Annotated in this window: 21 protein-coding genes; all 21 read right to left on the bottom strand. The window is 41.0% G+C overall.

The window, feature by feature from the left end; translation table 11 throughout:
• Position 1: 1 nt before the first annotated feature.
• Positions 2–931 (bottom strand): tagatose-6-phosphate kinase, encoded by a 930-nt coding sequence (locus QM959_RS01650; RefSeq protein ID WP_414370982.1) that lies wholly within the window; start codon positions 929–931, stop codon positions 2–4.
• 10 nt (positions 932–941) lie between these two features.
• A complete protein-coding gene (lacB, locus tag QM959_RS01645) occupies positions 942–1,457 on the bottom strand; it encodes a galactose-6-phosphate isomerase subunit LacB (RefSeq protein ID WP_001216913.1) in 516 nt (171 codons plus the stop codon).
• A gap of 148 nt (positions 1,458–1,605) precedes the next feature.
• Complete coding sequence (gene lacA / locus QM959_RS01640) at positions 1,606–2,031, bottom strand: galactose-6-phosphate isomerase subunit LacA (protein WP_000029277.1); 426 nt, start codon at positions 2,029–2,031, stop codon at positions 1,606–1,608.
• A gap of 291 nt (positions 2,032–2,322) precedes the next feature.
• Positions 2,323–3,219 (bottom strand): aldose 1-epimerase family protein, encoded by an 897-nt coding sequence (locus QM959_RS01635; RefSeq protein WP_414370980.1) that lies wholly within the window; start codon positions 3,217–3,219, stop codon positions 2,323–2,325.
• Between the two features lie 101 nt (positions 3,220–3,320).
• Complete coding sequence (locus QM959_RS01630; protein ID WP_033683550.1) at positions 3,321–4,796, bottom strand: PTS galactitol transporter subunit IIC; 1,476 nt, start codon at positions 4,794–4,796, stop codon at positions 3,321–3,323.
• A gap of 48 nt (positions 4,797–4,844) precedes the next feature.
• Positions 4,845–5,150 carry a PTS sugar transporter subunit IIB gene (locus QM959_RS01625; protein ID WP_000590547.1) on the bottom strand — a complete coding sequence of 102 codons (306 nt, stop codon included), beginning with the start codon at positions 5,148–5,150 and terminating at the stop codon, positions 4,845–4,847.
• Positions 5,151–5,188: 38 nt separating this feature from the next.
• A complete protein-coding gene (locus tag QM959_RS01620; RefSeq protein ID WP_247934364.1) occupies positions 5,189–5,665 on the bottom strand; it encodes a PTS sugar transporter subunit IIA in 477 nt (158 codons plus the stop codon).
• A gap of 263 nt (positions 5,666–5,928) precedes the next feature.
• Complete coding sequence (lepA, locus tag QM959_RS01615) at positions 5,929–7,752, bottom strand: translation elongation factor 4 (RefSeq protein ID WP_414370977.1); 1,824 nt, start codon at positions 7,750–7,752, stop codon at positions 5,929–5,931.
• Between the two features lie 78 nt (positions 7,753–7,830).
• Positions 7,831–8,559, bottom strand: coding sequence for a metallophosphoesterase family protein (locus QM959_RS01610; protein WP_414370975.1), 729 nt, complete (start codon positions 8,557–8,559; stop codon positions 7,831–7,833).
• 1 nt (position 8,560) lies between these two features.
• Entirely contained in the window at positions 8,561–10,228 is a 1,668-nt protein-coding gene (gene recN, locus QM959_RS01605) for a DNA repair protein RecN (protein WP_414370974.1), read from the bottom strand.
• A 6-nt stretch (positions 10,229–10,234) separates the two neighbouring features.
• A complete protein-coding gene (locus QM959_RS01600) occupies positions 10,235–10,666 on the bottom strand; it encodes an arginine repressor (RefSeq protein ID WP_020900686.1) in 432 nt (143 codons plus the stop codon).
• Positions 10,659–11,474, bottom strand: coding sequence for a TlyA family RNA methyltransferase (locus tag QM959_RS01595; RefSeq protein ID WP_414370972.1), 816 nt, complete (start codon positions 11,472–11,474; stop codon positions 10,659–10,661). Before QM959_RS01595 ends, QM959_RS01600 begins: the two co-directional genes overlap by 8 nt.
• Positions 11,467–12,342: a polyprenyl synthetase family protein gene (locus tag QM959_RS01590; RefSeq protein WP_414370971.1), complete on the bottom strand. Its 876-nt coding sequence runs from the start codon at positions 12,340–12,342 to the stop codon at positions 11,467–11,469. The genes QM959_RS01595 and QM959_RS01590 overlap by 8 nt, the downstream gene beginning before the upstream one ends.
• Positions 12,339–12,551: an exodeoxyribonuclease VII small subunit gene (locus tag QM959_RS01585; protein WP_000043226.1), complete on the bottom strand. Its 213-nt coding sequence runs from the start codon at positions 12,549–12,551 to the stop codon at positions 12,339–12,341. Before QM959_RS01585 ends, QM959_RS01590 begins: the two co-directional genes overlap by 4 nt.
• Positions 12,529–13,869, bottom strand: a complete 1,341-nt coding sequence (gene xseA / locus QM959_RS01580) for an exodeoxyribonuclease VII large subunit (RefSeq protein ID WP_414370969.1) — start codon at positions 13,867–13,869, stop codon at positions 12,529–12,531. Before xseA ends, QM959_RS01585 begins: the two co-directional genes overlap by 23 nt.
• A gap of 127 nt (positions 13,870–13,996) precedes the next feature.
• On the bottom strand, positions 13,997–14,635 hold the full coding sequence (gene udk / locus QM959_RS01575) for a uridine kinase (RefSeq protein ID WP_414370967.1): 639 nt from the start codon (positions 14,633–14,635) through the stop codon (positions 13,997–13,999).
• A 112-nt stretch (positions 14,636–14,747) separates the two neighbouring features.
• Positions 14,748–15,626: a tRNA pseudouridine(55) synthase TruB gene (gene truB, locus QM959_RS01570; RefSeq protein WP_414370966.1), complete on the bottom strand. Its 879-nt coding sequence runs from the start codon at positions 15,624–15,626 to the stop codon at positions 14,748–14,750.
• 9 nt (positions 15,627–15,635) lie between these two features.
• Complete coding sequence (locus QM959_RS01565; RefSeq protein ID WP_414370964.1) at positions 15,636–16,910, bottom strand: DUF2130 domain-containing protein; 1,275 nt, start codon at positions 16,908–16,910, stop codon at positions 15,636–15,638.
• A gap of 95 nt (positions 16,911–17,005) precedes the next feature.
• The gene (locus tag QM959_RS01560) at positions 17,006–18,286 is read right to left on the bottom strand and encodes an O-acetylhomoserine aminocarboxypropyltransferase/cysteine synthase family protein (RefSeq protein WP_414370963.1); all 1,281 of its coding nucleotides are present in this window, start codon (positions 18,284–18,286) and stop codon (positions 17,006–17,008) included.
• Positions 18,287–18,438: 152 nt separating this feature from the next.
• Positions 18,439–19,236: a formate/nitrite transporter family protein gene (locus tag QM959_RS01555; protein ID WP_414370961.1), complete on the bottom strand. Its 798-nt coding sequence runs from the start codon at positions 19,234–19,236 to the stop codon at positions 18,439–18,441.
• A gap of 202 nt (positions 19,237–19,438) precedes the next feature.
• A partial coding sequence (locus QM959_RS01550) for a transposase (protein ID WP_414370959.1) occupies positions 19,439–19,812 on the bottom strand: 374 nt, incomplete at its 5' end.

Raw genomic sequence — 19,812 nt, 5'->3', positions numbered from 1 at the left:
TTTATACCTCTTTTACTATTAATTGATCATATAGAGCTTGATAGTTGGCCATGTTGACATGACCAGTCATTTTTTCTTGAGCATTGAGCATACCAAGGACATTTGCCTTGATGAGTAATTCTGCATCTGATTCTTTATGAAGTAGTCCTGAAGAAATTCCTGCCACAGTAGAGTCTCCAGAGCCAACAGGATTTACTACATGAATTCTAGGAATATCTACCTTGTAGAAAGTGTCGCCATGTTTGGCAAAGGCACCGTTGGCACCAAGTGAAACGATAATCCATTCAATCCCTGCAAACAACGGTTCTTGAAGGACTTCTTTTAATTCATCCAAATCCTCAGAAACTTCTCTTCCAAGAAGCTGAGACAATTCCTCATTATTTGGTTTGATGACTGTTGGTTTATGTGGTGATTCAAGAACCGCCTGAAGAGCCGCACCAGAGCAGTCCAAGACAACAGGCTTGCCAGCTTGATTAGCAAGTTCTACCAAGCTCGCATAGTAATCAACTGGAAGGCCAGCTGGTAAACTACCTGAGATGGCTACTACTTCAACTGAGTCCAAGAGTTTTTTGAAATGTTCCAAAAAGTCTTGACCTTCCTGTTCCAATACTTCAGGACCTTTTTCAAGAACTTCTGTTTGGTTGTCTCCATGGAGAATAGCGATACAGTTACGAGTTTCTCCCTGAATGGAGAAGAAATCTTTCTTTACTTGATTATCGATATGTTCAACCAAAAACTCACCAAGTTTACCACCAACTAAACCAGTAGCAAGAACAGAATCTCCAAATTCTGAAAGTACTCGGGTAACATTGAGTCCCTTACCACCAGCCGTTTTGGTTACATCCACCACACGATTGACAGTATCAATCTTCAACTCATCCAAAGGATAGGAAATATCAATGGATGGGTTCATTGTGACTGTTAAAATCATAGGCCACCTCTTAGTCGTGGTATTCTCCGCGATCCCATTTTTCAAGGAATTCAGTGAAGAAGTTTGCGTCTGTCTGTTGAGCATTGTGGCTTTCAACGTGTTCAATTTTCGCAATCAATTTCTTGTTTTCTTCAGATGGTTTGTATTCAGCATGGATGAAAGCTTCAATGATATCACACATGAGCAATTCACCAGTAATCTTACCACCAAAACCGATAACGTTTGCGTTCAATTGTTCTTTAGCATAAAGAGCTGTAGTCATATCACGAACCAAGGCAGAACGGACACCAGGAACTTTATTTACAGCGTTGTTGATACCAACACCAGTACCACAGATACATACCCCAAGATCAGCTTGACCACTAGTTACAGCTTCCCCTACTTTTTTACCAAAGATTGGGTAGTGTGTACGTGTATGATCATATGTACCAAAGTCAATGACTTCATATCCTTTTGATTTCAAAAATTCTGAAACCGCCATTTTTTCATCTGTTACGATGTGGTCACATCCAATTGCAATTCTCATTAGTTATTCCCTCCGATTAATTATATAAATCTAATATCATTTATCCCTACTCAAGAAAAATCAAGATTAGCTTAGGAAGCGAGATGCAAGCATAACTGAGGTTAGCTAAAGTGAGCTGACAACAGATTATCTTGATTTTTGAAGAGTATTAGCACATTTTGTTCAACATGTCGACACGAATTTGATGACGACCACCGTCGTATTTACCGTTAACAAATCCTTTAGCGATGTTTTTAGCCAATTCATCACCAACAAGTTGTGCACCCATAGTGATCATACGTGAGTTGTTGTGACCACGAGTCATATAAGCTGAACGTTCGTCAGATACTTCTGCAGCAACCATTCCTTTGATTTTAGTTGCGACCATAAATGGACCCGCTCCATAAGCATCAATCACGATACCAAGGTTTTGTTCTTCTTTGTTTACTTCTGCAGCAACAGCAAGAGTCACATCAACAAAGTCTTGACCTTCAGCTGTAACATCCACAACGTGGAAGTTTTCTTTTTCCAAAAAGTCTTTCACAACTTCTTTCAATCTCAAACCTGCAGCATCTGCACCGATAACAATAGACATATTGTATACTCCTTTATATTTTTCTAGGCTAGTAAAACCTTTTATAGTTAGCAGTTTATCTACAAAAAGCTTTCTAGCAGTTTATTGACAAATTGGATTGAATGAGATGAATTACACCTTATTCAAGTTTAGGAAACCAGTTTCCTAAAAATAATCTTTCTTAACGAAAGAGAATATAACAAGCGATTATTTGTTTGTTACAAACATCATTTGTTGCTTACAAACATAATATACTCCTATTTCTTGAAAAAGTCAACAGTTAATGTTTGTTTTTGTGTTTTATTTTTTAATCTAAAAAACTTCGATGTCAAAACCAATTTGATCCACTTGACCAGGTTCTAGTAGACGAACATCCTTCTTATCTTCTAGATGATCGCCTTCTTCAAGGGATGTTGACAAGCCAGACCATGGTTCAAAAGCAATGAAAGGTCCCTTGTTCAAAGTTGACCAGATAATAAGGTTTGGAAACTCTTGGAAGTGCACTTTCAATCCCTTATCATGTTTACGAGAACGAAGGGAAATTGTTCTAGATTGTAATTCATCTAAGGTAACTGCATCTGTGCTGAAAAGATCATAACTAAGATCGATTTCTTTTTGACCCTCTAGCCATGGACTTCTATCTTGAAAATCAAGCATACCCGTTTCTGGGAAAGGACGTGGAACAGAGCAAGTCTCTTCTTTCTCAAACTCTAAATAGTAATCTTCATAGACCTCATCATCCAGTAGAGGACAATTAAAGCCTGGATGTCCACCAATAAAGTAAGGCATGACCTTGCTAGATTCTTTATTGAAAATCTTGTATTGAGTCCGTACTGTCTTGCCAGAAAGACTATAAGTGATCTCTAAGCGGAAATGATAAGGATAATTTTGATAGCTATTCTCATCATCTTCAATTGCAAAAGTTACACTCTTGTCTGTCTGTTCAACTAATTCAAATTCTTTCTTACGAACCAAACCATGACGAGGAATGTTCCCTTTGCTTTCTTGTCCCTTCTCATCTATATAGAAAGCTGTATCCCCTCTCAATGAACCACAAATGGGGAAGAGAACAGGAGCTTGTCCACTCCAATAAGTAGCATCCCCTTGCCACAAATACTCAAGTCCCTCAGCATCTTTTATAGAAGAAAGAGCCCCACCAAAACTATTAAATTGAACTCTTAATTGTTCTGATTTTAATTCAATTACCATTATTTTCTCCGATTTCTTGATAGTTTATAAAAAACTAGGCTGTCACTCCTATCAGGAAAATGACAACCTAGTTTCAACAATTTACATTTTATAGGAGCGCATTATTTTGCTTTTGCTGCGTACTCTTCGTTACGTTTGATCATTTGTTTTCTGTACCAAGCAAAGATACCGATATAGAATACAAGGAAGACTACAGCACCAAGGATTGCTTTAATATCACCTGTTGTAGTGTTACCAATTGTCCAACCAAGAAGTTTTTCGATTGGACCTTCAAGAGTTGAGTGAGTAATCAATTGAGTTTGACTCACACCTGCTGGGAAGGCACCTACACCTTTAGCAAGTTCTGTTGCAAATGGTGCAATAAGTGTACCTGAAAGAAGGAAGAGTGGCAACAAGAGTGTTCCGAAGATAATCATACGGAGCAATTTACCACGTGTTACAACCAAGAGAGCTGGAGTAACACCCATAGCGATGATACCTGCAAGTGGCAAGATACCATTTCCGACTTTTGAAAGAAGTACTGCTTCAACCAACATGATTGGTGCAAGTACGTTGGCACAAGCCCAGATTTCAGCACGACCAGCGATGAATGGCCAGTCAAGACCGATGTTGAATTTACGTCCTTGAAGACGTTTAGTAGCAACGTTTGTAATACCTTGTGAAAGAGGTTCTACGGCTGCGATGAACCATGAACCGATAAGTGAGAAGAGTTCCAAAGACACACCGGCAGTCAAACCAAGAGACAACCAACCTTTGATAACTAGACGCCATTTATCTGCATCTGCAACCCCTTCAATTGGATGTGGAGTTCCCATAATACCGATAACAATACCAAGGATGAAACCGATAAAGAATTTAGAACCCCAGAAACCAATTTTCTTGTTCAATTTAGCAGCGTCAAAGTCATATTTATCTAGACCTGGGAAGAATTTTTCAAAAATCTTATCCAAAACCATGATAACTGGGTTCATCATGTAGTTCATGTGAGTTGAAGTCATTGGTGATGAACTTGGAGCGTTAAGAAGATCGTCAAATGTAGGTTTCATCAAGTCAGAGTTGATAATTTTCAACACACCAACCAGTACGATAGCTGCTGTAGCAATCAAGAGTGAAACCCCTTGGCTCACACCGTTGTTGTCTGCATACCATTTAATCAAAAGACCTGTGATAGACAAGTGCCAGATATCAAAGATATCAACGTCAAGTGTATCAGTTTTCTTCATAGCAAGCATTACTACGTTGACAATCAACATGATAAGCAAGAAGTAAAGTGTCCAAGCTGATCCCCAAGTGATTGTTGCAAGTGGTGCCCATCCAACGTCAGTAATACTCAATTGGATACCAGTATTTTCAACGAATTTTGCAAGTGATGCTGAGAAAGCACCATTTAGCATACCGATGATAGCTCCAATACCAGTAAGAGCGATGGCAAGTTTAATACCACCTTCAAGAGCTTTGGAGAATTTCACTCCAAAAAGTAAAGCCAATACTGTCAAAATGATTAACATGATGACAGGTCCACCCATATCTAAGATGGGTGTGAAAAAGTCTTTGATTAGGCCAAAGATTGCATCCATAACAGTTCCTCCCTTTTTTATGTTATATGAATGTTAACAAATTATTAATTAGCTTAACCCGTGTTCTTTAATGGCTGCTTCAATATTGTCAAATACTGGAGCACTCATCGCTGGGATACGGAATAAGATTGGTCCAGCTTCGATAACTGGAATACCTGGGTCAAAGCCAAGATCTGTCGCAGCAATTGGTGTGAAGATGTCATAACCTTTGATAAGGTCTTCATTAACGTCTTTGACCATTACCGCATCACAATGAACATCAAAACCGCGGTTTGAAAGTTCTTCTTCAAGAGCACTTTTAATTTGGTGGCTTGAGTTAACACCTGCACCGCAGGCAGCAAGAATTTTAATCATATGGATTTCCTCCGATTTAATATTTTTAATAGACAAGATTAAACGGTTGCTTCAGCTATATAAGCATAGAGGGCTTCTGGTTCAGAAATTTTTGATAGATCTTCAAGATGACCATTTCCAGTAAAGAAGTCCATCAACTGAGCAAGAATGTTAGTTTGACTTGAACTTGAGTTATTAATGATAAAGAAGAGTAAAGATACTTCTACTTCCTTATCTGGTGCAATCATATTGTGGAAAGTCACCGGTTTCTCTAATCGAACGACCACAACTTTTTCGGCTAGGTTATGAACAATATCTGTGTGAGGAATAGCCACATTCGGCAAATCCTTACCCAAGAATTCCATATCTAAGCCAGTTGGAAATGACTTTTCACGCGTGATCAAGGCTTCACGATAGGTTGGAGTTACGATTTCTCGTTCTTCCAATAAAGTTGCAACCTGATCAAAGAGATGTTCTTGATTATCCGCTTCTAAGCAAAACACAAGGTTTTTGTCAAAGAAATGATCTAATCCCATAAGGTTTTCCCTTCTTTCCATTAGCTTTATGCTATAAGTATAACACTATATGAAATCGTTGTCAAGATTTTTCTGTTTTTTTTTGTCTCTTTTTTTATACTTTTGTTGCTTTTTCGGTTTGTTGCGTAAAAAAACAAACACATAAACAAACATTTCAACCATTTTTTCTGTTCTCGAAACTAAAAAAGCAGACCATTTTAGCCTGCTTTACTATTGATTCTTATATAAATTTCCTATGAAGAAGGAAAAACAATTTTGATGACTTACTCTTCATCCATGCTCAAGACGCTGAGGAAGGCTTCTTGTGGTACCTCAACTGATCCGATAGCTTTCATACGTTTCTTACCAGCTTTTTGTTTTTCAAGGAGTTTACGTTTACGAGAAACGTCACCACCATAACACTTAGCAAGTACGTTTTTACGAAGGGCTTTGATATCAGTACGAGCCACAATCTTATGTCCAATAGCCGCTTGAATTGGCACTTCAAATTGTTGACGAGGGATGATTTTCTTGAGTTTATCAACGATGAGTTTTCCACGTTCGTAAGCAAAATCCTTGTGAACGATAAAGCTGAGGGCATCGACCTTATCTCCGTTGAGAAGGATGTCCATTTTGACCAGCTTAGATGGGCGATACTCTGACAATTCGTAGTCAAAGCTTGCATAACCACGTGTCGAAGACTTAAGCTTATCAAAGAAGTCAAAAACGATTTCAGCAAGTGGAATTTGATAGATAACATTAACACGATTGTCATCAATATAGTCCATAGTCACAAAGTCCCCACGCTTACGCTGAGCTAATTCCATTACTGCTCCAACAAACTCTTGAGGTACCATGATTTGCGCCTTAACATAAGGCTCTTCAATGGTCGCAATCTTAGTTGGGTCTGGAAACTCAGATGGGTTTGACACATCCATTGACTCCCCGTCGGTCAAATTAACCTTATAAATAACAGACGGAGCTGTCATGATAAGGTCGATGTTGAACTCACGTTCCAAACGCTCTTGGATGACATCCATATGAAGAAGTCCAAGGAAACCACAACGGAAACCAAATCCAAGAGCCTGTGATGTTTCTGGTTCAAACTGAAGACTAGCATCATTCAGTTGCAATTTTTCAAGGGCTTCACGAAGGTCATTGTACTTGTTTGACTCAATTGGGTAGAGACCCGCAAAGACCATAGGATTCATCTGCTTATAGCCATGTAATGGCTCTGCCGCAGGATTGGTTGCCAAGGTAACGGTATCACCCACACGAGTGTCCTGAACCGTCTTGATAGAAGCTGCAATATAACCAACGTCCCCAGTCGCAAGGAAATCACGACCAACTGCTTTCGGTGTAAAAATACCAACTTCGGTCACATCAAAAGTCTTGCCATTGCTCATAAGTTGAATCTTATCGCCGGGTTTGACCACTCCGTCCATGACACGCACTTGGAGGATAACCCCACGGTAAGCATCGTAAACAGAGTCGAAAATCAAAGCTTTAAGCGGCGCCGTCACATCACCCGTTGGTGCTGGTACTTTTTCTACAATCTGCTCGAGGATTTCTTCAATACCGATACCAGCCTTGGCAGAAGCCAAAACTGCTTCACTAGCATCCAAACCAATCACATCTTCGATCTCCGTGCGTACGCGCTCAGGGTCTGCAGCTGGCAGGTCAATTTTGTTAATGACTGGCATAATTTCCAAATCATTGTCCAAGGCCAAATAAACGTTTGCAAGGGTTTGAGCCTCAATCCCTTGGGCAGCATCGACCACCAAAATCGCTCCCTCACAGGCAGCTAGCGAACGTGAAACTTCATAGGTAAAGTCAACGTGCCCCGGCGTGTCAATCAAGTGGAAAATATAAGTTTCCCCATCTTTTGCAGTATAATTGAGCTCAATGGCATTCAACTTAATGGTAATCCCACGTTCCCTTTCTAAATCCATGCTATCCAAAAGCTGGGCCTGCATTTCACGGCTGGAAACCGTCTCTGTTTTTTCTAAAATGCGGTCTGCTAGAGTTGATTTCCCGTGGTCAATATGGGCGATGATGGAGAAGTTACGGATCTTCTCCTTTCGTTTTTTCAATTCTTCTAAGTTCATGATTCTCTTCCTTTCAGGGTATCTATTTATTATAAATTGTTTTTGACATTTTGACAAGACCATACCCTGCTAGGAGTACTAATCTTCAGCGACAAAGCCGTCATTCTCGATAAAGTGGTGTTCTGTCATCCCTTGGTCTGTAAAAACAATCCCGTGAAGGACACCACCGTAGACAGCTCCTCCATCCATTCCAATCTTGCCATCTTCTGTAGTCCAAAGCTCAGCTGTACCTCGTTCTTGCTTTAACAAGCCATAAACCGGTGTATGCCCAAAGACAATGATTTTTCCAGTATGATTTTCTGCCTCGTGGAATGGTTTTCTAAGCCAGACTTTCTTGTAATCTGTTGTTTCATGCCAATCATCCAAAGTCAAATCAATACCTGCGTGAACAAAGATATACTTGTCTGTTTCTACTACAAATGGCATTTGACGAATGAATGCAACCAAATCTGCTGCTTCAGTGGCAACACGCTTGGCATCCTCCACCCCGTCAACTGGTGCATCCAAGGGACGACCTAGGATTGAGTTAATAGTTGTATCTCCACCATTGCGACGATAGTGGTCATAGCTTTCTTCTGGGTTATCGAGCCAAGTCAAAAACATATACTCATGATTTCCAGACAAACAGATAGCCCCTTGATTGTCCACTAAGTCCTTAACCATCTCTAGAACACGGCGACTATCCTCACCTCGGTCAATCAAATCCCCTAGAAAGAGCAACTGGGTCTGACCATCCCATGTTTTGAGAAGGTCTTCCAGCATTCCAGCTTTTCCGTGAACATCTCCAATTACATAATAGTCTGTCATCTTATTTCTCCCTGTTTCTCAATAATTCTCTGGCTTGCGTGAGGGCTGCTTCTGTCACATCATCGCCTGCCAACATTTTGGCAACTTCTTCCACTCGCTCTTCAACCGTCAAGAGGCGAACAGTCGAAACTGTTGAATGCTCATTGCTAATCTTCTCAATAAAAAATTGATAATCCGCAATCGCAATTACTTGTGGTAAATGGGAAATAGCCAGTACCTGACCATGCTGGCCAATCTTGTGAATCTTCTGAGCAATAGCCTGAGCTACACGACCTGAAACTCCCGTATCCACCTCATCAAAGACAATACTTGTCTTGCCCTCTTTACGAGAAAAGGCAGATTTAATGGCTAGCATGAGACGAGATAATTCCCCACCAGACGCAACCTTGACCAAAGGTTTAAAGTCTTCGCCAGGGTTGGTTGAAATGTAAAACTCAACTGTTTCATTGCCCTCACGGCTGAATTTGCCCTTGCTAAAACGAACCTGAAACTGGGCTTTTTCCATATAAAGGTCTTGCAGTTCTTGTTTAATCTCAGCTTCGAGCTGCTGGGCCAAATCATGACGAGCAGAGGCAAGCTGACCGGCCAAATCAACAAGATTAACTTCCAATTTCTTGAGTTCAGCTTCCATATCTTCAGAAGAAAGGTTGTTGCCTGTCAAGAGATTGTATTCTTCCGTAATCTTAGCAAAATAAAGCAAGACATCGTCTACAGTCCCACCATACTTACGGGTAATAGTATGAAGGAGGTCCAAACGATTCTCAACCTGCATGAGACGATTGCCGTCAAAATCAAGGTCCTCAATAATAGTTTCCAAACGTTTGCTAATATCTTCTAAGACATAGTAGGTCTCAGACAAAGAACTTGAAATTTCACGGTATTCGGTATCATACTCTTCGACACTTTCCATGTCATTCATGGCCGAACGAACATTAGCTAGACTTGAAAACTCTTCATTGTCCAACATGCTGTAAGCATTGGTCAGTGTATCTGCAATATTTTTATGGTTAAGGAGCTTCTCTCGCTCTTGATTGAGAGCCAAGTCTTCACCTGCTTGCAAATTAGCCGCCTCAATCTCTGCCATTTGAAATTCCAACATTTCAATACGAGCCTTGTGTTCCTGTTGGTTTTTCTTGACTTCCAGAACCTGCTTGCGCATTTTTCGATAGGCATCAAAACTCGTCTGATAGGTTTCTTTCAAGTCCCAAAAAGCTGCATCGCCAAATTCATCCAGCATCTGGATGTGCAGTTGAGGACGCATTAACTCCTCTTGGTCATGCTGACCATGAATATCCACCAGATGTTGCCCAATAGCACGCAAAACCGACAGATTGACCATCTGACCATTCACACGGCTGATACTGCGACCGTTTTGCAGAATTTCCCGACGGATGATAATTTCATCACCCAATTCTAAACCTTGCTCATCAAAAATTTCCTGTAAAAGGCGACTATTCTCAACTGAGAAAAGGCCCTCAATCTCTGCCTTTGGTGCACCATGACGAATAACATCTGTCGTCGCACGAGCCCCCAACATCATATTCATGGCATCAATGATAATCGACTTCCCTGCACCCGTTTCACCAGTCAGGACAGTCATCCCCTTTTCAAAATTGAGGGAAATAGCCTCAATAATGGCAAAGTTTTTTATCGAAATTTCAAGTAACATATAGACCTACCAATTTTTTACTTGTTCAAAGATTTCCTCGGCTAGACTTTCACTTCTGGCAATGACTAAAATCGAGCTATCATCAGCTAAACAGCTGAAAATCTTATCCGCAAAAGTCTCGATTAACTGAGCTTTTACAAAAGCCGTATTTCCTGGAATAACTTGGAGATTGATCATCTTGTCCATCAATTCTGCCGATTCGATATTGTCTTCAGCCAATTGCAAACTTTTTACGATTGATTTTGGCAATTCATAGACATAGGTATTGTCTCTCAAAGGAATTTTGACAATACCTAGCTCTTTGATATCTCGGGATACCGTTGCTTGAGTAGCAGTGATACCTGCTTCTTTCAAATGTTCTACGATTTCTTCTTGCGTACCGATTTGATAATCTGTCACAAATCGTCTAATTTTTTCAAGTCTTTCTTTTTTATTCATTTTTAAATTGACTATGCGCCCTCTCTACTACTTCTTCAATATCAGCAAGAACCTGATTGCTTGCTGACTCTTCTTTTTTCAAATACGCTAAAAACTCAATATTTCCATGACCACCTTGGATGGGAGAAAAGTCCAAACCAAGGACTGAAAAGCCCTCCTCTACTGCCATAGCTGTGACAGATTCAAGGACATTCTGATGGACCTTGGCATCGCGAATAATTCCATTTTTCCCGATCTGCTCACGTCCTGCCTCAAACTGAGGCTTAACCAGAGCCACAACCTGACCTTGATCAGCCAAGACACGGTGCAAGGCTGGCAAAATCAAACTGAGGGAAATGAAACTGACATCAATACTGGCAAAGCTCGGTTCCTTTTCGAAATCAGTCTTTTCAGCATAGCGGAAATTAAACTGCTCCATGCTGACAACTCGCGGGTCCTGGCGTAGTTTCCAAGCCAACTGATTGGTACCAACATCAACTGCAAAGACCAACTCGGCACCATTCTGCAACATGACGTCGGTAAAACCTCCAGTAGAGGCACCGATATCAATCGTGGTCGCTCCTTCAACTGACACATCAAAGACCTGCAAGGCTTTTTCCAATTTCAAGCCACCACGGCTGACATACTTGAGCTTCTCGCCCTTGAGTTTTAGCCCGGTGTCGTCTGGGATTTTCTCCCCTGGTTTATCAAACCGTTCGCCATTCAGGACTGATACAACTAGACCAGCCATGACACCGCGCTTGGCCTGTTCTCGCGTTTCAAACAAGCCCTGTTTATAAGCTAGTACATCCACTCTTTCCTTAGCCATTGATTCTCAAACTTTCTACTACACTAACAATCGATTCTGTTTCAAAGGGAATCTGCTGGGCGATTTCTTCTAATTTAGCCTCGACTTGATCAAGAGTTTGGTTACAGAAGGTAATGGCTTCTTCCAAGCCCAACAAGGCAGGGTAGGTTGACTTTTCTGCCTGCAAGTCCTTTTGCGGTGTCTTGCCGATTTCCTCAAAACTAGCAGTCACATCCAGTACATCATCCCTGACTTGAAAGGCAAGCCCAATCAATTCGCCAACAGTTTTCAGTTTTACCTGCATTTCAGGAGCCAATTCCGCAATGATAGCAGCTGCTTGGAAGGGATAGGCTAGTAATTTTCCAGTTTTATTAGCATGAATGGTCTGAAGTTCTTCCAAAGACAAATGCTGATGTTCGCCCTCCATGTCCAAAACCTGCCCTGCCACCATGCCCAGACTTCCTGAAGCAAGCGATAAGTTTGCAATCAAGTCTACCTTGATCTGACTTGGCAAATCTGCCTGCGCTATCAAGGCATAAGGATCTAGGAACAAGGCATCTCCAGCCAAAATCGCCATAGCTTCACCGAATTTTTTATGATTTGTCAACCGTCCCCGACGGTAATCATCATCATCCATTGCAGGAAGGTCATCATGAATCAAGCTCCCTGTATGTATCATCTCCAAGGCCGCAGCCACCTGCGCGTGAGCAGGTTTAATGGCAACCTGTAAGGCTTCCAGAACTTCTAACAAGAGAAAAGGACGAATACGCTTGCCACCAGCATGAATAGAATAGAGAACAGACTTCCTTAAACTAGAGGCAAACTGCTGGTCTCCATAAAAGTCTTCCAAAGCCGACTCAACAAGAGCTAATTTTTCTTGCTTCTTCATTCAAAATCACTTTCTGTTCCGTCTTCTTGCATAACCTTGACCAAAGTCTTTTCAGCCTTGTCCAAGGTCGCTTGGAGTTCTTTTGACAAGACCATGCCCTTTTGAAAGGCAGCAATCGCATCTTCCAGAGCAATTTCACCATTTTCTAAACTTTGGACAATGGTTTCCAGTTCTGCTAGATTTTCCTCAAATTTCTTTTGTTTTGACATCTTTAACCTCTAATTCTACTTGACCATCTCGCATCAAAAGCGTCACTTGGTCATTTTTCTTCAAACTCTCAACCGAATCTACAACCGACTCTTCTTTTTTGACAATTGCATAACCACGCGCCACGATTCGACTGGTATCCAACATGAGCAAGGCTTCTGAAAGTCGCTTGACCTCAGCAACTTTGGCGTCATAAACCAGCGCCATTTGGCTACGGAGGAGCTTGTCCAACTGGCCTAGACGGTCTTGATAACGTTGGATTTTGGTAACAGGCGATAATTGGACTAGTTGATGCGTCCTTGCTTGGACGACTTGTTTGTTATCAGAAATCCGTGTTCGCAAACTTTGTTTTAAGCGCAGTTGCAGTTGATCCAAGCGTTGCAAATAGCCATCATATAACCGCTCTGGTTGTCTAAAGATTACTGACTGACTGCATTTTTTTAGGGCTTCTTGTTTCTTAGATAGGACATTTCGGACTGCTGTTGCCATCCGTTTTTCCTGATTTTGCAAATGAGCTAATAGATCCAGCTTGGTCACAGGTGTTGCCAGCTCAGCAGCAGCTGTTGGAGTTGCAGCGCGACGATCTGCCACAAAATCCGCCAAGGTCACATCCGTCTCATGACCTACACTAGAAATAATTGGCAAACGAGATTCAAAAATCGCTCGTACCACAATTTCTTCGTTAAAGGCCCAGAGATCCTCGATGGAACCTCCACCACGACCAATAATCAGCAAGTCCAAATCGTCCCGTTCATTAGCACGCGCAATATTTCGAGCAATTTCCTCCGCAGAACCTTCACCTTGCACCTTAGTTGGATAAAGTAGGATATCTACACCTGGGAACCGTCTGCTGACAGTTGTGATAATATCTCGAATAACAGCTCCACTGCGGCTGGTTACCACCCCAATTCTCTTAGAAAATTGGGGCAGAGCTTGCTTGAAGCGTTCTTGAAACAGGCCTTCTTCTGTCAATTTTTTCTTGAGCTGTTCAAACTGAATCGCAAGCGCACCAACCCCATCAGGCTCTGCCTTTTCAATGATGATGGAGTAGCTACCACTAGGTTCATAGACCTGCACACGCCCAATCACATTGATTTTCATCCCTTCTTCCAGATCGAAACCTAATTTCTGATAAATTCCAGACCAAATAGTCGCTTGAATAACTGCATGGTCATCTTTTAGGGAAAAATATTGGTGAGTAGGTCGTTTACGAAAGTTGGAAACTTGACCAGTTAAATATACCCGTTCCAAGTACGGGTCTTTATCGAATTTCATTTTCAGATATTTGGTCAAAGTTGTTACCGATAAATACTTTTCCATCTCCACCTACTATTCATTTTCTTGCTTTTCCATGGGTATTATTATACCAAAAATATGCCTAAAAATCTCCATTTATGTACCAATATGAGGGAAAAATAGAAAAAGGAGGCAAGGCCTCCACATCTGATTATTTGCTATTTCGAGCTTCTTCCAAAATCTTAGAAATCTTGGTTGTCAAAAGGTCGATAGCCACTGTATTGCTGACTCCCTCAGGAATGACGATATCAGCATAACGCTTTGTTGGTTCGATAAACTGATGGTACATTGGTTTGACCACACCTAAATACTGGTCAATAACGCTATCCAAACTACGGCCACGCTCTTCCATATCACGCTTGATACGACGAATAATGCGCACGTCATCATCCGTATCCACAAAAATCTTGATATCCATCAATTCACGCAGACGCTTATCCTCCAAGACCAAAATCCCCTCAACGATAAAGACATCTTGAGGCTCTTGACGATAGGTCTTGCTGCTTCGTGTATGCTCTGTATAGTCGTAAGTCGGGATATCCACTGGACGCCCTGCCAACAATTCCTTTATCTGCTCAATCATCAAGTCTGTATCAAAGGCAAAAGGATGGTCGTAGTTGGTTTTGACACGCTCTTCAAAGGTCAAGTGAGACTGATCCTTATAGTATGAATCATGCTCAATCATGGAAATCTTTTCATCAGGGAAATGCGATAGAATGGCCCTTGAAACACTGGTTTTACCACCACCAGAACCACCTGTCACTCCGATAATGATTGGTCTATTTTGCATGCTATCCTCCGTTTTTTTATCCGTCGTCTATTCTATCACATTTTTTGCAAAATTTATAGTCTGGTTTGGATAGTTTAGGGGAAACAATTCCAATTCCTACACCCCAGTTATACTAGTTAAAAACCTTCCTTGGCTTGTAGAGATTGTCTCGCTTCTCTAGAATGGCTAACAAAGTATCGCCTTCAAAGGCAGCCAATTCTTGATCTGTTTGGTCTAACTCGATAAAACGACCAAAGCGTACTTCTGTAGCCTCTTCTGGAGTTAGGAAAACTTTGACAAGGTCACCCGTCCCAATCTCAAGAGGATGGAGAAAGTCTAGTTGCCCTACCTCTACTCTTTCAGCAATTTCTTCCAAGGTCAGAGCATCCTCCAGTTGTAAACCTGCAGCACTCGTCCGTGTTAACTGAGACATATGAGCCGCATAACCCATCTTCTCTCCCAAGTCAACCGACAAGGTACGGATATAAGTTCCCTTACTGCATTTTACACGGAAAGTAAAGCGTGCAAGTTCGCTCTCATAAGAAAGCGGACTTGTCCTCTCAAATTGATAAATGGTCACCTGACGTTCTGGACGCTCCACTTCCTGTCCAGCACGTGCATACTCATAAAGTTTGCGACCATTGACCTTGACTGCCGAATACATAGGCGGAATCTGGGTATTAGGCCCAGTCAAGCTCGCAATCGCTTCATCGACAAGCTTTTCATCTAAGTGCGACAAAACAGGGGTCTCTGCAACCACTTCCCCACTAGCATCCTCAGTCGTCGTGGAATAGCCTAGAGTAATCTCCCCCTCATAGACCTTGCCCTCATCCTGCATAAACTCTACCATGCGAGTCGCCTTCCCAACCGCAATCGGTAAAACACCCACTACATCCGGATCCAAGGTCCCACCATGACCAATTTTCTTTGTTCCCAAAATCTTACGCAGCTTAAAAACTGCATCATGCGAGGTCATGCCCGCTTCTTTTCTTAAGTTAATAATACCGTTCATATTTGCTTTCTACTCCCCCTTCAAGGCATCAAACTTGGCTTTCATGGTTGGATTCTTCCGAATCAGTTTTTTTACTGAAACATCTTCCAGCTTATTATTAGCCAGTCGGAGTTGGTTTTCAGATGTAGTTAAGAATTTCTTGACCTCTTCCATGCGTTTGATAGCCTTGTCTATTTCATCAATAGCTTTACCAAAGTTGGTCGAAGCTGAATTATAGTTTTTAGCAAAAGCTAGCTTAAAGGCGTCCAAATCTTCCTCAAAATGCGTAATGTCGATATTTTGCTCGCGAACCAAGGCCAACTCCTGCTTATACTTTAAAGAATTAAGCGCTGCATTTCGCAAGAGCCCAATCAACTGAATAAAGAATTGAGGACGAACCACATACATCTTTTCATACTCGTGGCTGACGTCAACAATCCCTGTGTTAAAGTAGTCGTTATCAGCCTCAAGCATGGTCACCAAAACCGCATATTCACAATTCTTCTCCCGACGGTCCTTGTCCAATTCCTTGTAAAAATCTGCATTCTTGTGTTTCTTCTCTGTTCCGTCCGCTTCGTTCTTCATCTCAAACATAATGGAGATAATCTCTACTCCATTTTCATCACATTCACGGAAAATAAAATCCCCCTTAGACCCACGTGCAGAGACCTTGTTATCCTTCTCAAAGTAAGCATTTGGAAAGGCAAAACTTCGTACCTTGTTAAACTCACTCTCTGCATACTGTTCCAGACTTTCCCCGATAGCTTTTGTAGATTGTTGAGCTTTGAAATTCTTGTAAAATTCGACCTGCTCACTAGCCGCCTTGAGCTGTGCTTCGTAGTTTTGTTTAACTGATGCAAGAGAAAGCTCATTTTCTTTTTCTTGTAAAAGAAGTTGATTTTTAACCTGATCTCGTTCTTTTTCTAGGTCAGAAAAAGTCTTTTGCAGTTGATTTTCATGCTTCAAACGCAAGGTAGCCAGTTGGTTTTCCAAGGCTTGTACTTCCTTGTCCTTAGCCAATAAAGCCTCATGGCTTGTCTGTTCAACTTCTTTCTTGGCCAATTCTTTCTCTGTATCAAAGTTTTGGATTTGACTCTGTAATTGTGCAATTTCTTGGTCTTTTTGAGCTAGTTTGGTCTGTTGTTCATTCATGGCCTTTTGCTCAGCCAAAGCCAGTTCCTGCTTCATCCGATCGTGCAATTCCTTATCAAACTCTGCCGTTCTCACTTGGGACAAAAGTTCAGCATACTGACTTTCATTTACTGTAAAGACTTCCCCACAGTTGGGGCATTTGATTTCGTTCATAACGTTCCTCTTTCTAGACTTCTTTAACCATTATATCATGCCTGAGGGAAAATCAAAAACAGCGAGTCGAAACCCACTGTTTATCCTCTGTTACTTTAAATTTTTTCCAAGGCCAAGCGCAAGTCTTCAATCAAATCTTCTACATTTTCAAGACCGATAGACAAACGGATTTGGTTTGGTGTGATACCTGCTGCTTCAAGGTCTTTTTCTGACAATTGACCGTGAGTGGTTGTAGCTGGATGGACAACAAGCGATTTAGCATCTGCCACGTTTGCTAGGTCAGAAAAGATTTCTAAATGATCAATAACCTTGCGTGCTTCTGTCTCCCCACCTTTAACATGGAAAGTAAAGATTGAGCCCACACCTTTAGGAAGATATTTCTCAGCTAAGTCATGATAAGGACTATCTGCAAGTTTTGGATAATTGACCTTTTCTACCTTAGGATGATTGACAAGGAAATCAACAATTTTCTCAGCATTTTGCACATGGCGTTCCACACGAAGTGAGAGAGTTTCAAGTCCTTGTAGCAAGAGGAAGGCATTAAATGGAGACAAGGCCGCACCCGTATCACGAAGCAATTGGACACGAACAGCGATAATAAAGGCTGCTGCACCCACATCACGAGTATAGCTCAAATTGTGGTAGCTTGGATCTTCCTCAACAAATTGAGGGAATTTTCCTGAAGCTGCCCAGTCAAAACGACCACTATCGACAATCACTCCACCAATAGTCGTACCATGCCCACCGATAAACTTAGTAGCTGAGTGAATGGCAATATCGACACCGTGAGAAAAGACATTAATCAAATAAGGTGTAGCAAAGGTATTGTCAGAAACAAGTGGAATCTGATGCTTATGAGCAATCTCCGCCAATTTTTCCAAGTCAGGAATATTAATCAAGGGGTTGCCCAAGGTTTCAATCAATACAAGCTTGGTATTGTCTTTGATCGCTGCTTCCACTTCCTCCAAATTATCCACGTCAACAAAGGTTGTTGTGATTCCGTAACGAGGAAGGGTTTCTTTCAAGAGATTGAAGGTTCCACCGTAAATAGTTGATGCCGCTACTACATGATCACCAGCATGGGCAAGAGCCAAAATCGTATAAGTCACTGCGGCCATACCTGATGCTGTTGCAAGAGCTCCAACACCACCTTCAAGAGCAGCAATTCGTTCTTCAAAGGCAGCTGTTGTAGGGTTGGTAATACGAGTATAGATATTCCCTGGTTTTCTCAAGGCAAATAGATCAGCACCTTCCTGCGTGTCATCAAAAACGAAGGATGTTGTTTGATAAATCGGCACTGCACGAGACTTGGTAGCTGGATCCACAACTTGACCAGCATGTAGTTGCAAAGTTTCAAATTTAAAATCACGAGTCATAAAACGACCTCCAAATAGTTTGATTAAGGATATTGTAGCACCTTAAGGTATAGTTTACAAATATTAATTTTCTATATTTTGATATAAGAAATAGCTATTGCCTTATTTTAAAAATGAGCACAGCACGACTCAATCGTGCTGTGCTCATTTTCTTAATCTACATAAGTATCTTCGTTTTTATTGAGGAAGGCGTATGGAAGACCCATCAAGAGACCACCACCAATTAAGTTTCCGATGAAGGTTACACCCCAGTGACGAAGCATATTTCCAACACCGAAGTTAGCAATTGAATCCGCAGCAACACTGAATTTTACAATCGCGAAAGAAGCAAAGTTCGCAGCAATGTGCTCGTTTGTTAAGAATACAAACATGTAAATTGCTGATAAAACAAGCCAAAGTTTAGCTCCACCATCTTTGACCAAAATAAATGAAAGAATCGCAATATTTACGAAAATATTTGCCAAAATCGCCTCAAGCAAGACTAATTCATTTGAGCGGCCTAACTTCATCTCAACAACACCTGAGATGAAACTATCGTGAGTCAGATGTGCATAGGCTGCCGAATGAGCAAAGCCCCAACCTGCTATCAAGGCTCCGATAAGGTTGAATAAGGTACAGTAAAGTAGAATCTCTGCTGTTTTTCTCCAAGAGATTTTTTTCAAGAAACTACCTGCAGTCAAGAACATCATGTTGGATGTTACCAACTCGGCATTCAAGAAAACAATGTAGGCCAATCCCCAAGCAAAGACAAAGGGGAAAAGGAAGCGTCCACTACCTGGTGCAATTTTATTAATCAAGTCAGCTCCAACTGCACCTGCAGCAGTACTAAAGGTTAAAAATGCACCTGCGAACATGGAACGAATCGCATACTTAAATTTGCTTTTATTATAAAGATTTTCCTTCTTCTTGCAAGCAAATTCAATCTTTGAGATAAATTCTGAAGAGACCATAATAAACTCCTAAAATTTTTTTACCTGATAATTATATCACAAACTTTAGAATTAAGGAAGCGTTTTCTGTAATTCATAACAGTTTATTTTGAAAATCTATTTATAAAAAATCAGTAAAACCTGAGATTTTACTGATTCAGAATGTAGACAAACGTCATTTTTGGCGTTTGTCTTTTTTGCTTTTCAAAAATATTTTGTCTCATCATCTGATATTCCAACCAAAAACCGGATTTAGAACAAAATAAAAAGGGATATTCTCTATCCATTTCACCAATTTTTTAATATTTAAGCATGCCAAAGTAAGCCCAACTTTATCCTCCATTTTGGACTTTCCTTTCTCTCTAGTGTATCTCAAGTTATGGTACTCCTTAGCTGTCCCAAAGAGTCGTTCAATTGTTTCTTTGCGCTTCTTATAGAGTTCCTTCATTTCTTTTTGGTGGCGAACCTCTTCACAAAATTCAAGGTCATCTTTCCAGACATGTCTCGTTACTACTTTTTGAAAATTCTTGCTTTGGGTACAAACGGATAATAAAGGACAGGCAACACATACTTTGGGATTACTCTTATACTCACGGT

Origin of the sequence: Streptococcus mitis (assembly GCF_047459985.1) — a bacterium.
GTDB lineage: Bacteria > Bacillota > Bacilli > Lactobacillales > Streptococcaceae > Streptococcus > Streptococcus mitis_DZ.
Note: the sequence above shows the minus strand (reverse complement) of the source record. Positions and strands in the feature narration are given on the sequence as shown.

Coding starts and splice junctions, on each gene's coding strand:
- QM959_RS01555 (WP_414370961.1), bottom strand. CDS start 19,236: ATGGTCTCTTCAGAATTTATCTCAAAGATTGAATTTGCTTGCAAGAAG.
- QM959_RS01650 (WP_414370982.1), bottom strand. CDS start 931: ATGATTTTAACAGTCACAATGAACCCATCCATTGATATTTCCTATCCT.
- lacA (WP_000029277.1), bottom strand. CDS start 2,031: ATGTCTATTGTTATCGGTGCAGATGCTGCAGGTTTGAGATTGAAAGAA.
- QM959_RS01620 (WP_247934364.1), bottom strand. CDS start 5,665: ATGGGATTAGATCATTTCTTTGACAAAAACCTTGTGTTTTGCTTAGAA.
- QM959_RS01560 (WP_414370963.1), bottom strand. CDS start 18,286: ATGACTCGTGATTTTAAATTTGAAACTTTGCAACTACATGCTGGTCAA.
- udk (WP_414370967.1), bottom strand. CDS start 14,635: ATGCAAAATAGACCAATCATTATCGGAGTGACAGGTGGTTCTGGTGGT.
- QM959_RS01600 (WP_020900686.1), bottom strand. CDS start 10,666: ATGAATAAAAAAGAAAGACTTGAAAAAATTAGACGATTTGTGACAGAT.
- lepA (WP_414370977.1), bottom strand. CDS start 7,752: ATGAACTTAGAAGAATTGAAAAAACGAAAGGAGAAGATCCGTAACTTC.
- QM959_RS01635 (WP_414370980.1), bottom strand. CDS start 3,219: ATGGTAATTGAATTAAAATCAGAACAATTAAGAGTTCAATTTAATAGT.
- QM959_RS01595 (WP_414370972.1), bottom strand. CDS start 11,474: ATGGCTAAGGAAAGAGTGGATGTACTAGCTTATAAACAGGGCTTGTTT.
- QM959_RS01590 (WP_414370971.1), bottom strand. CDS start 12,342: ATGAAGAAGCAAGAAAAATTAGCTCTTGTTGAGTCGGCTTTGGAAGAC.
- lacB (WP_001216913.1), bottom strand. CDS start 1,457: ATGAGAATTGCAATTGGATGTGACCACATCGTAACAGATGAAAAAATG.
- truB (WP_414370966.1), bottom strand. CDS start 15,626: ATGAACGGTATTATTAACTTAAGAAAAGAAGCGGGCATGACCTCGCAT.
- QM959_RS01565 (WP_414370964.1), bottom strand. CDS start 16,910: ATGAACGAAATCAAATGCCCCAACTGTGGGGAAGTCTTTACAGTAAAT.
- QM959_RS01585 (WP_000043226.1), bottom strand. CDS start 12,551: ATGTCAAAACAAAAGAAATTTGAGGAAAATCTAGCAGAACTGGAAACC.
- recN (WP_414370974.1), bottom strand. CDS start 10,228: ATGTTACTTGAAATTTCGATAAAAAACTTTGCCATTATTGAGGCTATT.
- QM959_RS01630 (WP_033683550.1), bottom strand. CDS start 4,796: ATGGATGCAATCTTTGGCCTAATCAAAGACTTTTTCACACCCATCTTA.
- xseA (WP_414370969.1), bottom strand. CDS start 13,869: ATGGAAAAGTATTTATCGGTAACAACTTTGACCAAATATCTGAAAATG.
- QM959_RS01625 (WP_000590547.1), bottom strand. CDS start 5,150: ATGATTAAAATTCTTGCTGCCTGCGGTGCAGGTGTTAACTCAAGCCAC.
- QM959_RS01610 (WP_414370975.1), bottom strand. CDS start 8,559: ATGACAGACTATTATGTAATTGGAGATGTTCACGGAAAAGCTGGAATG.